Annotated in this window: 14 protein-coding genes and 1 tRNA gene; 4 read left to right on the top strand and 11 right to left on the bottom strand. The window is 39.8% G+C overall.

Translation table 11 applies throughout. From position 1 onward, the window contains the following. Positions 1-8: 8 nt before the first annotated feature. The gene (locus J8L97_RS03105) at positions 9-1,337 is read right to left on the bottom strand and encodes an ankyrin repeat domain-containing protein (protein WP_211047817.1); all 1,329 of its coding nucleotides are present in this window, start codon (positions 1,335-1,337) and stop codon (positions 9-11) included. Positions 1,338-1,553: 216 nt separating this feature from the next. Here J8L97_RS03105 and J8L97_RS03100 point away from each other — a divergent pair, with 216 nt between their 5' ends. After that, a complete protein-coding gene (locus J8L97_RS03100; RefSeq protein ID WP_192506909.1) occupies positions 1,554-1,715 on the top strand; it encodes a DUF2897 family protein in 162 nt (53 codons plus the stop codon). A 24-nt stretch (positions 1,716-1,739) separates the two neighbouring features. Here J8L97_RS03100 and J8L97_RS03095 read toward each other — a convergent pair whose 3' ends face one another. Together J8L97_RS03095 and bamC are read right to left on the bottom strand one after the other, a co-directional pair. After that, positions 1,740-3,113 carry a YjiH family protein gene (locus J8L97_RS03095; RefSeq protein WP_211047816.1) on the bottom strand — a complete coding sequence of 458 codons (1,374 nt, stop codon included), beginning with the start codon at positions 3,111-3,113 and terminating at the stop codon, positions 1,740-1,742. A gap of 64 nt (positions 3,114-3,177) precedes the next feature. Then, positions 3,178-4,239 carry an outer membrane protein assembly factor BamC gene (bamC, locus tag J8L97_RS03090; protein WP_211047815.1) on the bottom strand — a complete coding sequence of 354 codons (1,062 nt, stop codon included), beginning with the start codon at positions 4,237-4,239 and terminating at the stop codon, positions 3,178-3,180. Between the two features lie 350 nt (positions 4,240-4,589). On the opposite strand from bamC, the gene J8L97_RS03085 reads away from it, so the two are divergent. Next, positions 4,590-5,123 (top strand): glycine cleavage system protein R, encoded by a 534-nt coding sequence (locus J8L97_RS03085; protein WP_210996197.1) that lies wholly within the window; start codon positions 4,590-4,592, stop codon positions 5,121-5,123. 11 nt (positions 5,124-5,134) lie between these two features. Next, positions 5,135-5,608 (top strand): thioredoxin-dependent thiol peroxidase, encoded by a 474-nt coding sequence (gene bcp / locus J8L97_RS03080; protein WP_211047814.1) that lies wholly within the window; start codon positions 5,135-5,137, stop codon positions 5,606-5,608. Positions 5,609-5,688: 80 nt separating this feature from the next. Here bcp and queE read toward each other — a convergent pair whose 3' ends face one another. Then, complete coding sequence (queE, locus tag J8L97_RS03075) at positions 5,689-6,354, bottom strand: 7-carboxy-7-deazaguanine synthase QueE (protein WP_211047813.1); 666 nt, start codon at positions 6,352-6,354, stop codon at positions 5,689-5,691. A gap of 122 nt (positions 6,355-6,476) precedes the next feature. Here queE and queC point away from each other — a divergent pair, with 122 nt between their 5' ends. Then, positions 6,477-7,136, top strand: a complete 660-nt coding sequence (queC, locus tag J8L97_RS03070; RefSeq protein WP_210996200.1) for a 7-cyano-7-deazaguanine synthase QueC — start codon at positions 6,477-6,479, stop codon at positions 7,134-7,136. Between the two features lie 59 nt (positions 7,137-7,195). Here the strand turns inward: queC and J8L97_RS03065 are convergent, their stop codons facing one another. The 7 genes from J8L97_RS03065 to tpiA form a co-directional block, all read right to left on the bottom strand. Further along, entirely contained in the window at positions 7,196-7,426 is a 231-nt protein-coding gene (locus tag J8L97_RS03065) for a hypothetical protein (protein ID WP_192506902.1), read from the bottom strand. A 102-nt stretch (positions 7,427-7,528) separates the two neighbouring features. Further along, positions 7,529-9,427: a bifunctional diguanylate cyclase/phosphodiesterase gene (locus J8L97_RS03060; protein WP_211047812.1), complete on the bottom strand. Its 1,899-nt coding sequence runs from the start codon at positions 9,425-9,427 to the stop codon at positions 7,529-7,531. A 1-nt stretch (position 9,428) separates the two neighbouring features. After that, the gene (locus J8L97_RS03055; protein WP_211047811.1) at positions 9,429-10,547 is read right to left on the bottom strand and encodes an FIST signal transduction protein; all 1,119 of its coding nucleotides are present in this window, start codon (positions 10,545-10,547) and stop codon (positions 9,429-9,431) included. Between the two features lie 97 nt (positions 10,548-10,644). Further along, a complete protein-coding gene (locus tag J8L97_RS03050; protein ID WP_211047810.1) occupies positions 10,645-12,558 on the bottom strand; it encodes a UvrD-helicase domain-containing protein in 1,914 nt (637 codons plus the stop codon). Between the two features lie 245 nt (positions 12,559-12,803). Then, positions 12,804-12,888 (bottom strand) — tRNA-Leu (locus J8L97_RS03045). A gap of 68 nt (positions 12,889-12,956) precedes the next feature. Beyond that, the gene (secG, locus tag J8L97_RS03040; protein ID WP_211047809.1) at positions 12,957-13,307 is read right to left on the bottom strand and encodes a preprotein translocase subunit SecG; all 351 of its coding nucleotides are present in this window, start codon (positions 13,305-13,307) and stop codon (positions 12,957-12,959) included. 1 nt (position 13,308) lies between these two features. Further along, positions 13,309-14,058 carry a triose-phosphate isomerase gene (tpiA, locus tag J8L97_RS03035; protein WP_211047808.1) on the bottom strand — a complete coding sequence of 250 codons (750 nt, stop codon included), beginning with the start codon at positions 14,056-14,058 and terminating at the stop codon, positions 13,309-13,311. Between the last annotated feature and the right edge of the window lie 47 nt (positions 14,059-14,105).

Raw genomic sequence — 14,105 nt, 5'->3', positions numbered from 1 at the left:
TAATGTAGTTAGACACCGAGCAATGTGATCAGCACCAGCAATGAAAACATACCCTGTAAGCTAATGCTCAACCAACTTAATGCACTGAGCCCTTTAAGTGACCAAGGATGTACCCGAGAAGGATAAAGAGGCCCTCCCCTAATTCCCCTAGCTAAAACGAACACGCTTACCCCTAACAGGGCCAAGCCCCATACAAATTCTTGTTTTGTACTTAAATTGTCATGGAAGAAAAAGAATAACTGTAATGGTAATAGTAAAATAGCCAAAGCATATAAGGCATGAACTTGCTTAATTTTATTATACTGTGCTTGCTCTGACAGCTCGATAACACCAAACTCTTCAAGCACTTTTCTCGCAGCTAATGCACCATTTTTCATTGCTAATCGATACGCGGTAAGCTCTGACACATCCCTTTGATGTGGGTCACACCCTGCATTTAATATCACTTTAACCATGCTTGGTAAATTTGAGCGAACAGCATAATGCAAACACGTTTGCCCCATATCATCTATACATTTAATATCCTGATATGGTAACAATTGCTCCACCACATTCACAAAACCTTTTTCAATCGCCCACATAAATGCAGAGCAACCTAACTCATCTTTTGCGTGTCCTTGAGCACCTTGGCTAATAAATGCGATCAATACCGATTGCTTTGCTTGATCTTGCATCACATGTGCTAACAACGCCTGCTCTAATAAACTTGTTAACTCCTCATCGTCACATAACTCTTTAAGTAAAGAGTAATACTCATCTCCCTTTAATAAGTTCTGTGTCGCGCGCTTTGTGGTTGCAGGAATATCGATAATACAGTTAGGTAAAGCGTGAATAATTGCTTCTCGTAAATCTTCGTGCACCCATGCGTTACACACATCTACAGCTTCCATTTTTAAACCTTGCTTCACTCCCCATTTGATGACTTGAAAATAGCGGCGATGTAATAACAGTTCAAAAAAACTGGGGTTGGCCACACTATCAATCTGCAGCTGCAAGTCGCTATACTCTAACAACCTTCCTAATAAAGTCGCCGTAAGCGACTGCCTAGTCATACCAGTAGAATCAAGATGCTCGAATAATTGTTGAGAATATGCTTGCTGTTGCTCATCGTATTCGTCTATATGTTGAAAATAACATGATTCAAACGGTTCTAATGGCTTTAACCACAGCAGGTAAAATATAGGCGGTAATATGGTTGCTTCAACGCCCTGTTCATCGATTGACGTTTCGCAAGTTGGCCACGATTCCAAAGCGTCTAAAATAAAGGCCCCATTTTGCTCTGCTAGCCCTCTTAACAACAATGGATATTGTGCTGGCCAGATTAATACATGTTCCATTGATTGACTACTCACTCCATCCTAAAAAATAATACACCTTAGCCTAAAATAATAAGCCTGACCGAGATGTGAATAGTATCAAGTTAATATATAAATTGCTTCGTAAAAGCTACAATTTTCAGTACATTTTAAAAATATACTCAAGGTTACTGTGCTTAATTCCATTTTACTATTTTGAGCAGTACAATAAAGGTTGTTGACTATCTGGAGAGCACTATGGAACAGTTAGAAACTTGGCAAGTCACCTTAATTATTATCGGGGTACTGGGGATAATTTGGAGTAATATTGCTTTACTCAAATATGCAACTAAATTTGAAGTAAAACAGAAATTAGAAAAACAGACACATAAAGAGACAACAAAAAAAAGCGCTGATTAAGCGCTTTTTTCATATTTCAAAACGCTAACCCACCAGCCAATGTGCCATCACTGCAATAATGGGTAACGTCACAAGTGTCCTCAAAATAAAAATAGCAAATAGCTCAAAAATGTTCACTGGAATTTTACTACCCAACAACAATGCTCCCACCTCTGACATGTAGATAAGCTGTGTAACACTCATCGCTGCAACAATGAAGCGAGTCACATCACTTTCAATATTACTGGCGGCAAGAATTGATGGAATAAACATATCTGCAAAGCCTACGACTATTGTTTGCGCAGCCTGCGCTGCTTCAGGAACTTGTAGCAACTCTAAATAAGGTACAAACGGAGTACCTAATATCTGGAATATCGTCGTATGTTCAGCAATAATTAATGCCATTGTTCCCACCGCCATTACGACTGGTAAAACTGCAAACACCATATCCAAAGCATTACTCAGCCCTTCTTGAATCGTCCCTTTGACGCCAGGGACTTTCTTTGCTTTGGTTAAAGCGACATCTAATGCATGTGACAATAAAGTCTTCCCTTTTGGTACAGCTTCTGCATCCGTATCAACAGCACTGCCATCAATATATACATCTTGCTTGAAGCGAAGTGGAGGTAACCTAGGTACAATGATTGCCGCAACGAAGCCTGCTAAGCATACCGTTAGGTAAAATGGAGCAAATAGATGTTCTAATTTAACTTGCCCAATTACCACTAAACAAAACGTAATAGACACCGCTGAGAAGGTCGTGCCAATAATTGCGGCTTCTCTTTGCGTATAGTATTTGTCTTCATATTGTCGTGCTGTCATCAAAATACCAACACTGCCATCACCAAGCCAAGATGCAACGCAATTCACCGCGCTTCTTCCTGGAACCCCAAATAACGGACGCATTACACGTGTTAATAAAGTACCTACTAACTCCAATAAGCCAAAATTGAGCAATAAAGGTAAGAGTAAACCAGCGAGTACAAACACGGAGAATAAAACAGGGAGTAAGTCATTTAGCACCAGAGAACCGGTATGTTCGGAGTGAATGATGCTTGGCCCTACTTGAAAGAATGTCATGATGATAAAGGTCATACCAAGTAAACGCGTAATTAGCCAAATCCAACTGACATCAAATAGATGTTTTAAGATTGGTAACTTTTCCACCCACACAGGTTTAACCAGCTTCACCAATAAACTCATCACTCCGGTAACTGTGATAATGGCTAAAATAACCTCACTAATAAATGGTGCTACAAATGTTTGCAAAGCCTTGGCCATTACTGCAATGGGTATGGTCATTGCCTCACCAATTGCAACGGGTGTCATAAATAAGAAAACACCTATTAATGAAGGAACAATAAAAGCGAATAAAGTGCGTAAATCTATCGACTTTGCGCGGCTAGAGTGTGTTGTCATTATAATTTGCCTACAAAAACAAAGAAAAGAGCCTAAGCTCTTTTCTTTTTCAAAAATAAGGTGATTAAATTGTTAACCCTTTATCACGCAATACAGAAAGTAGTGTTTCCTGTAGCAACGTCATTGTACTAGCACCTAGTACTTCGTCGTTACTATCTCGCCATGTCAGCGATGTACTATTTTCTTTAGTTGCTGCCACAGTTATCACATAATCCCCGCTCTCAATTGGCAGCTCAAGTACATCATCTCCCCAAATTGAATCCCATACGCTGTCTTCTGGTTTCTCATAGCGTACTGAGACTGCACCTGTATCTCTATCAATACGGATCACAGTAAAATTCACGCGCTCTAGAAAGTTAGCAAACCGATCTATTATTTTTTCATGATTTTGCTCGGTGATAAATGCCGCATTACCGTCATCATCAAATCCGATTCTCAGTGACAAAATACCTTGCAGCTTCCTCAATTCAACTTCTAACAAACGATATAAGTAATCAAACTCAGCAACCACCTCGTTTAGGGCTCTCACTTCTAATTGTTGCTGTAACAGGTCAGTCAAAGGTCGAGTGTCACTGCGGTAATCTATCAATTCAGCTTTTAACGAAGCTGTTCGCTGATGCTCTTTACGTTCAATCACAAATTTAATACGTTGCTCTGAAACAGCCTCTGAATCTTCCCAAAACCAACCTTCTGTTGGCTTTATCAACGAGTACCAATCTAATTCAACAACACCATCATTGCGTTGGTCTGAGATAATACGGCTTTGGTGACTTGCTACGACGTTATCGACTGAACGCCAAATAAACTGATTTAAATCTTCAATTCCATCATTTTTATCAAAATAGACACGTGCAACAGTTTCATTTTCCTCTACCCAGCTTCCCGCAGCTAGCGTCAATACTTGCTGAGGAGGACGGAAACTCTTTGCCTCGGGATCATTTTTGAACTGAGCTACGTCCATTTTATACGTATCATCTTGAAACGGCTGCTCTAATTGCGCCGGAACTTTAACGGCCTCGCTAACACGATAATTTCGCTTATTGTGCGCGTCGTTTATAAATACACTACACCCAGATAAACCAAGAACCACGCCAACTGTCAACGCTTTTGGGATCCAATACTGCACTGATTATTCTCCTTAGCAAACCCTTTATTTTTTAATTCAATACTATGAGTGGGGAATGCTGATTTGGTTCACTGTAAAAATATAAAATTATGTCTTAATTAAACAGATAAAACATAAATAAAAGCGCTTCACTAGTTGCAAACGCAAAAACGACACTATGGTACTTTCCAAAGCTACTAAACACAAGAAAGCCGTTCATTTATTGCATATTTAACCTACTTATTACAAAATCAACCATGCCTTGATAGCGTATCTATGTTACTATTTTTGGTTAAATATCAATTATTCGTCGTATTACTGCAGCGTTTGAAGCTTCGTGAGTAATCCTGACCCAATTTTAGGCACCTTGAATGACTGCTTTTGAAAACCAACAATTGGTACTAACAGCCATCGGTGAAGATCGCTCCGGTATTGTCAGTGAACTGACGCAATTAGTCAGTGATTGTCATTGTAATATTACTGACAGCCGTATCGCCATTTTAGGCAATGAATTTACCTTCATAATGTTACTAAGTGGTGACATGTCGGCCATAAGTCGTGTTGAGCACACTTTGCCTGTCAAAGGTATGGAGCTAGGCTTACTTACCATGATGAAACGCACAAGTACGCATTACCACTCAGATTTCAGCGCCGGATATACACTGGAATATAACGGTATCGATACTCCGGGTACCCTAAGTAAAGTTACACGTTTCTTTGCTGAACAAAGCATTAATATATGCTCTTTAAAATCAGATACCTACCAAAAAAGCACCGATACACATATGCGCTGCGAACTAGAAATAAATATACCTACTAATGTTGACGTCGATACTTTTAAGATCAAATTTGAAGATCTTTCCAGTACTTTAGACGTAGATTATATACTAAGACGCATTCGCTAAGGATTACTTGAATGAATACACTCAAAGCGGGTGATAACGCCCCACTTTTTACCTTACATAATCAAAATGGTGAAGCCATAGAGCTTGCATCGCTATTAAACAGCACGCAAGTTCTGGTGTACTTTTACCCAAAAGCGCTCACTCCGGGTTGTACCGTACAAGCTGAGCAACTGAGGGATCACAAACAACAGTTAGCACAGTTAAATACGGTTGCTGTGGGCATAAGTCCCGATCCGGTCAAAAAGTTGAAAAATTTCGAAACTAAAAAAGAACTGAATTTTGATTTGCTCTCTGACGAAGATCATGCAATTGCTGATGCATTTGGTGTATGGGGACTCAAAAAATTTATGGGGAAAGAATATGATGGTATTCATAGACTAAGCTTTTTAGTCAGTCAAGACGGTACAATTAAGCATGTATTTAATAAGTTCAAAACAAAAGAACATCATCAAGTAGTTATTGATTACATTAGCGAAAATAGCTAATCTTTAAGGCACAGCCAAATACGTTGTGCCCGTCCCTTTCCATGATTTCGTAGCATTCACACACCAAATATCAACAGGCTTTAGTTTATGCCAATGTATTTATGGACCTGTATCGATAAACGCCAATTCTTCTTCATACATGTGTCTATCGCTAACTTTGTCGCTTTAGCCTTTTGGCTAATTGGCTGTAAATAGACCAATTTCGGTGTAACACCCGTTTCTATAAATAAAGCTTCTAGTTCTTCAACATGCTTTTGCATTGCAACTGGGTGTTTAATCTCATCGGCACGTTGCATCGCGTCAGCCAGAACTTTATAACCCCCTCGCATATTAATTTTGGGAGACACAGTGACCCAGGTACTCTTAGGTACTTTAATGTCAAACGTACCACTGGTTTCAATTTGCGTTGAAAACCCAGCGTCATGTAGTTGCTCACATAATGGCACTAAGTCATACATGCAAGGTTCGCCACCAGTGATCACAACATGCTTAGCTAAGTAACCTCTTTCTTTAAACAAACTGACAACTTGCTCTGCTGAAGCTTCGGCCCAAAGCTCTGAATCTGCTTTTTTCTCAACCGTTTTATCAAGTGATACCAAATATGTCGTGTTTATATCCCATGTTTGCTTAGTATCACACCATGAACAGCCTACTGGACAGCCCTGTAACCTCAAAAAGATAGATGGGACGCCCGTATAACTCGCTTCACCCTGAATAGTTTCAAAAACTTCGTTGATTTTGTACAAAACAGCTCCGATACAACTTTCTAAACTCAAAAAAATGCCGATGAAAATTGTTATTTTTTCGCCGGCCGTGTAGTATATCGCGCCCTGAAGTAAACCTCTATCAAAATCGAGGCAAAAGAGTTATGAGCGAAAAAGTTGTTGTGATTTATTCTGGCGGTATGGATTCATACACAGTTTTAAATAAAGCTGTCCGTTCAGGACATGAAGTGTATGCATTATCGTTTAATTATGGCCAACGCCACGTTAAAGAACTAGAAGTTGCGGCTGAGGTATGTGAGCAACTTAACATCGCTCATAAAATTGTTGATATTTCAGCTATCAACCAGCTTATTGGTGGTTCATCGCTGACTGATGATATTGAGGTACCTGAGGGCCACTATGAAGAAGAGAGTATGAAAAGTACCATTGTACCGAATCGAAATATGATCTTACTTTCTCTGGCAGTTGGTTACGCCGTATCAATCAAAGCCTGTAAGGTTTTCTACGGAGCACACTCGGGAGACCATGCAATTTACCCTGATTGTCGACCTGAGTTTGTAAAAAAAATGGACGATGTGTGTCGCATTGCCAATTATGATGCAGTCGAGATTGTTAGTCCGTATTTAAACAATACTAAAATCGATATACTAACTGACGGCTTAAAAATGGGTCTAGATTATAGCCATACATGGACATGCTATAATGGTCGAAAGCATGCCTGCGGAAAGTGTGGAGCGTGTCAAGAGCGCTTAGAAGCCTTTTCACTCAACAATGCTCAAGACCCCATTTCATACGAAGTGTAATGTAAATAAGTTAAGATAAGGGAGGCTTTGCGCCTTCCTACCGATTCTATTGTTATTAGTTATAATCGGTTAATATCTTTCGCGACCTGATAACCATCATCAGTCACTAACTTTTCAAGCACCTCGACTCGCTCTCGTAAAGTCGAAATTTCAGACTTTAGTTCATCAACATCTTTGCCACCTTTACTACTTTGCTTTTTTAACTCCAGTTTAGTCATATATATTTCTCTAAATGCGCCAAAACCTACAGATACAAGCACAATTAAAAATATCATTGTTGTTCCACTCATACTTCTCTCCTTCTGTGTTTTTATCAACAATAACAAAACAATCCTAAATACCAAAGTAACAAACGTCAGAAACCTCAAGTGCAGCTCGTTATGGTGCAAATACTAAGTGCACTTCCTCTGACCACTTATGAATTTAATCAGCTCTGACAGCGGTAATGGTCGACAAATATAATACCCTTGTGCTTGGTCGCAGCCCATTGCATCTAATCTTGCTAAATGATCTGCTTGCTCTACTCCCTCTGCAATTAATCCCAGTCCTAAGTTTTTCCCTACATCAATAATACTCTGTACAATGGCTTCCGCTTTAGGCTCTGTAAGTAACGCCGCCACAAATTGTCTATCTATTTTTAAGTAATGAATATCTAAAGCTTGCAAATATGCCAATGAAGAGTAACCGGTACCAAAGTCATCAATTGCCACCTTAATACCTAAATTTTTTAAATGCATCAGCGTATCTTTTACATTGGCTAGATTGCTAATCAATGCACTTTCTGTCAGCTCTAATTCTAGTAAACTAGGCTCAAATTTATACTTCTTGAGCAGCCCAGCCAGTTTTTCAAAGAAATTATCAACGCTAATATCTTTGCCTGAAATATTGATTGCGATAGATAGGTTTTTTAAATGCGCTAATCCGTGCCACTGGCTCAGCGTTTCGCAAGCCATCTCTAAAACACAGTCGGTTATTTTCCCAATCAACCCTTTGTCTTCCGCAATAGGTATGAACTCATCTGGAAATATCATGTGACCATTTACATTCCATCGTATAAGCGCCTCAAGTGATACAACTTCTCTCGAGGAAATATCTATTTTAGGCTGAAAATAGAGCTCAAATTGCTTTAATAAAATCGCTTGACGTAACCGTTCTTCGATGTAAATCGCTTTCTGAACGCGTTCCTCTAACGCAGCGTCAAATAATTTATACTGATTCTTACCCTGCTTTTTTGCTTGATACATTGCAATATCTGCTTTTCCAAGTATCTCAGATACTTGGTCGCCATGAGCAGGGTAAGTTGCAACACCAACACTCAGTGATAACTGGTAACAATTGCCTTCGATTTTAATAGGGTCATGAAAAGCGCTGAGAATATGCGCCAGACGCAAGTGGATCTCTTGTAAGTCTTGCGTGGTTAATACCACTAAAAACTCATCCCCTCCGAGTCGCGCGAGTAAATCTGGTTTAACGACTCTTCTTTCTAACCGCTTAGCGCTAATTTTAAGTGCATCATCACCGGCCAAATGGCCCAAACTATCATTAATTTTCTTAAAATCATCTAAGTCTATCAATACAAGTGCAAATGGTTGAGAGTTTTCTTTTTTTATCATCCGGTTGACGGTTTCTATAATATTAAACCTATTAGCAAGGCCTGTAAGCGAATCACGATTTGCTTGTTGTGATAACAAGACTTTTTGGGCCCTAAGGTCGCTAATATCTCGGCAGCACCATACTCGTCCGATATACTCCCCCTGAATCAATTCAGGGACACTATAATATTCATAAAATTGACCATGAATTGTTTCGAAATTACCAGTAAGTTGTGCTTTTTTAGATACAAACATCGCTTGAATTTGCTCAATAAAAATATCGGGAGCAGTCAGCAAGGATAGAATTGTGTGAAGTACTTGCGTTGCATCGAGCGCCAATGCTGTATGTTCGTCACAGCCGATAAATTTACACCCATTTTGATTTATATGTGTGATCTCACCACTAATGTTAAACTCTACAACAACCTCTGGACTTGCATCCAGTATGGCTTTTTGCCTTGTCAGTGCCAATTCTAAACTACGTTGATACTTATCAATATCAACCAGTCTTGTCCGTAACTCTAAATTGTTTTCAGTTAACTCTTTACTGGTTAAATTCAAGCTATGTTCGAGCATCCAGCGATCTTCATCTGCATGTTCAAATGCTTCTGACAATAAGCCAATAAGTCGCGCGTATTGCGGTGAATCTACACCAGAAAAGCCACTTTTTTTAAGTAATCTAGCCAATAAATGATGCATATTATTCAGAAATTAATGTGACAGTCATTGTTTGATTATGCAATAGGCACCGCCCACCCGGCTGAATTGGCGCAATTTCACCATAAGAGTAAAATCCCATTGTTTGAAACCCATCAGTTAATTGACTAAACACCACCTCTAACTCCTCTTCCACCCGCGGTCCCAACACTAACTTTCTCCCGACACAACTGATCAATAATGCTACACCGGTTGTATTGTGAGGTGTTTCTAAAGCCGAGGTCACGGCCCTATTCGCACCGTCAATAAGCCTATCAAAATTTGCTTTCATCAGCTGGGCCTGGCCACCTTGCGGCATATCTCCAGCAAACACCATACTATTGTCTTCATAATCAATACCCAGTATAGTTCTTATGACTGGTTGATTACTGGACGAGCTTCTAACTTGTAAAGGAAACCTTAAAGCTGATGCCGGTAAATCATTCGCATAAGGGCCCAAATAGTTACGATACAATGTAATTGCGGGCTCATTATCGAGCTGATACAAACGATTTCCTTCTGCCCGTGTTATTTCTCGACTTGGGCCAAAAGAATCCCACCCGCCAACACTGGCATAGCTTACATTCAGTGAGTCAGAATAAAAGCCGCATAAAATGATAGACCCTTCTGCTAACGGTTTCATATGCCACAAGGCTGTGTTTGAAAAGCGCTCTCCATCGCCAGCTAACCCTCCTGTAATTACCACATTATTACCAAACGCGGCTCCTAAGCACTCAGCCACTTCACTGCCATTAAGAACATGCCCGTCGCTCAACACCATCAACCACTTAAGGTTCGGCTCCTTTAACATCTCAACCGCTCTTTGGCACAAGTTAGGCAATGAACTATCGCTAATTGAACAATTAAATACTCGAATACAGGTTTTTGAAAATGTAAAGGTGGTTATAACAATCGCATCATCATATAACTGCGCTGCAGCGATATCTCCCGCACTGCTACAGCCCACAATCTCCGCGTTAGGATAGTATTTGGCTAAAGAACTCAATATCGTTGTCTTTCTATCATAAATACTAAAAAAAACTGTAACAAGCTGCACATTTTCATCAACAATTGGCGCAGATTCCCATTGCTGATTTTGGTAAATAAACTGTCTTGTTTCCATCTCTAGATTTCATAATATATAGGGAATGTTATAAATTTAGCAGTGGTTCACTAAATACGACAATATTTGCCCACCTAAATTACTAATTAATTAATAACTAACTATCTAGCTCTTGCACAAACTCACTACGGCTTCCTGGCGGTATGATCAGGTATATCTGTTGCTTAGCACGAGTTAATGCCACATAGAATAAACGTCGCTCTTCTGCGTAAGGAAACAGCTCTTTCTCCGGAAGTAATGCATCTAAAAATGCCACCGCTGTATCCTGTGCGGGGAACCCATTGGCACCACCGGCTAAACCAAGTATCACGGCATAATCAGCTTCCATACCTTTTGCAGCATGAAATGTCATCACCCGCAGGTGTAGGTGTTGATAACGATGATTCATCTCATCTATTTGCTGTTTACTTGGTAGCACCTTATGGTAGCGTGCCAACAACAGTACACTCACTGAACATTCTGCCTGCGCATTTAGATTTTCTAAAGTGAGCGACAATGACTGCTCCTCTGTAGGTTCTTCAACATATACAAGTGGCGTACAGTGTTGAACATTATGTGCTGTGATACGTTTCATAATTTGTGCTGGATTAGCACACACAAACCGACTCGTTACGTCTAAAAGCCCTTGAGGATATCTGAAGGTTTTATCTAGCTGAGTAACAGTGCCATCACCAAAGTGATGCGTAAAGTCCGTGGTAAGCCCAATATCAGCGCCACTGAATCTATATATTGATTGCCAATCATCACCAACTGCAAATAAATAATGCCGCTCTGATTGTTCAATTAAGGACTTTAGCAGTTTCGCCCGAATCGGAGAAATATCCTGAAACTCATCGACAAGTAAATGTGTCCAAGGAGACATAAACTTTTTACTTTGTACATAATCAATAGATTGAATGATCATATCTTCAAAATCAATGGCTCCTTCATTACTTAAATATAAAGTATACTCTGCTAAAATAGGTCTAACACAAGCCAATGATTCGTTGAACTGACTCTCTAGTTTTGCAAGACTAGTAGTAGCATGTCTACATTTAAGTAAACCAAGTGATGTACTAAAGTCACTAATGAGTCGCTTACCCTTCGAACTATCTAAATAATCATGAATATCAACGATATCAGCATGCTGAACTTGTTTAACATACCTTATTAAATGGAGCCTATATTGCTCCTCTTGACACAAGAGTAAAATGGTTTCCCTAACAAACGCCCGTTTACTTATCTCATCTTGAGCAAGCTCTGACACTTTAGGCATCACCCCTTCTACACTTTCAATAATATGTAAACCTAGTTTATGGAAAGTCATACAGTCAGGGAAGGTTGGATAATGACTTGCTCTGTTTAACATTTCTTGTGCTGCTTGCTTACCATAAGCCAATAATAATACTTGTTTTGCATATGCTTGTCGGGTGTAAAACAAATACTGAGCTTTAGCCACCATCACACTGGTTTTTCCGGTGCCAGCTCCGGCCAGTAATAATTGCCGCTCATCTTGAATTACGCAGGCACGTCGCTGAGCAGCGGTCAAAGGCTGGCTTTCAACTGTGTCAAAAAACGCCTCATGCTCAGATAATTTATAATTGACATATGCTTCTTTAAATTCACTCAGATCTTGCTCAGACCAAGAGTCCAATTCCGTTAAAGTCATAATCGCATCTGTTAAATTGTGGTCAAACGTTAACTGAGCCGCCCAAGGTAACCATTGCTCACTAAACGGCGCAACGGCTGATTTAACCATATTGTATAGACCGTGTGACAAATATCTGACTTTTAGTAGTGTTTCTAGTTTTCTGATCCGGTCACATAATTCACCTCGGTGTGCAACAGCCCAAGCTTTTTGTAGAAAACACTTAAGTTCATCTGGTTTTTCTATTTTTAAAGGAATTTTTGTTGTTGTCTGACCATGTCGGATCACTAAATAGTAAACAAGCCGCTTATATTCAATCATGGGAGGGGTGTTCAAACGAGCCCATTGGTATGATTCAGACTGACCTGTTTGGCTATCTAACACTATCCCTGTATCGCTAATGGTGGTACAGATGTAAGGCGTGAAATACTTAAATATTAATGGCGTTATAAATATCACGATCGGTAACAGCTAGAGGAATATTGCTATAGCATAATTGAAGTATATGAAATCATAAAGAAAAAACTGTGTTTCACCGGTAAAGTAAACAGTTATTACAAACTACTGAAAACAAAAAACCCGATAAGTATATCGGGTTTTTTGAATGAGTTGTTAAAAAACTCTAATTTTGGTGCGGATGGGGGGACTTGAACCCCCACGCCCGAAAGCACTACCCCCTCAAGGTAGCGTGTCTACCAATTCCACCACATCCGCATATTTTCCGGCTCTAATGTTTAACTGAGGAGTTAAACAACCGAGTAACTATAGGCTACCAATCTTTATTAATTCGGTACGTCCGAAGTATTATTACCTTCAGTAGATGTCGGTACATCTGACGCTGCTGGAGCTACAATAGCTTCTACAGGTGCTTCAAGATTTTCCCACTCATCCGTCTTTTTAATTTGACCCGCAGTCAAATTACCTAAAACAATACTCAGTACAAAAAACACAGTTGCAAGAGCTGTGGTTGTTTTTGTCATAAAGTTACCCGCACCAGATGATCCAAAAACAGTTGCTGACGCACCTGCTCCAAATGATGATCCCATGTCGGCACCTTTACCTTGCTGCACTAACACCATACCAATAAGTGCTAATGCCACAATTAAATAAATTACCAATAATATTTCGTACATGCTATACGTTCCCTAATGCACTATTGCAAATGCTCACAAATGCATCTGCTTTAAGACTTGCGCCGCCAATAAGGCCACCGTCTATATCTGGTTGTATAAATAAGCTTTTACTGTTTTTATCGTTAACACTGCCACCGTAAAGAATTTGCAGCGTATCTCCAACATGCTCACTTTGCTTGCTTAGCATATCGCGAATAAACTTGTGTACAGCCTGTGCTTGTTCTGGTGTCGCCGTTTTACCGGTTCCAATCGCCCAAACGGGTTCGTATGCTAGCACAGAATTTAAGAGCGCTGCTATACCTAATTTGGAAATTACTGCATTAATTTGCTCTGCAACAACCATTTCAGTTTCTTCAGCATCTCTTTGCTGTTCTGTTTCACCAACACACAGAATAGGAATTAGCCCATTCTCTTGTGCTTTAGCAAACTTATCAGCAACTGATTCATTGCTTTCGCCGAAAATAATGCGTCTTTCAGAATGACCAACCAACGTATGCGTAGCCCCAAGTTGTTTAGCTAGTTCTGCACTCAATTCGCCGGTAAAAGCGCCTGAGTTGAACTCAGAAACCGTTTGAGTGCCAACACTTATTCCTGACTCAACCACTTTCAATAATAAAGGTGCTGGTGGAAATATAATTATGTCAACTTGTTCGTTTTTGCATTCGTTTATTGCTGTGCTGATTTCAGATACAAGCTCTACTGAGCCGTTCATTTTCCAGTTACCAGCAACTATTGGCTTACGCTGCGCCATTCGATACTCCGCATTCTAAAGCGGGTGAGATACTAACTCGACTCACC

The sequence above is a fragment of the Pseudoalteromonas sp. MMG012 genome, from assembly GCF_018100875.1.
Taxonomy (GTDB): Bacteria; Pseudomonadota; Gammaproteobacteria; order Enterobacterales; family Alteromonadaceae; genus Pseudoalteromonas; species Pseudoalteromonas aurantia.
This window is presented reverse-complemented; position numbering and strand designations above follow the sequence as displayed.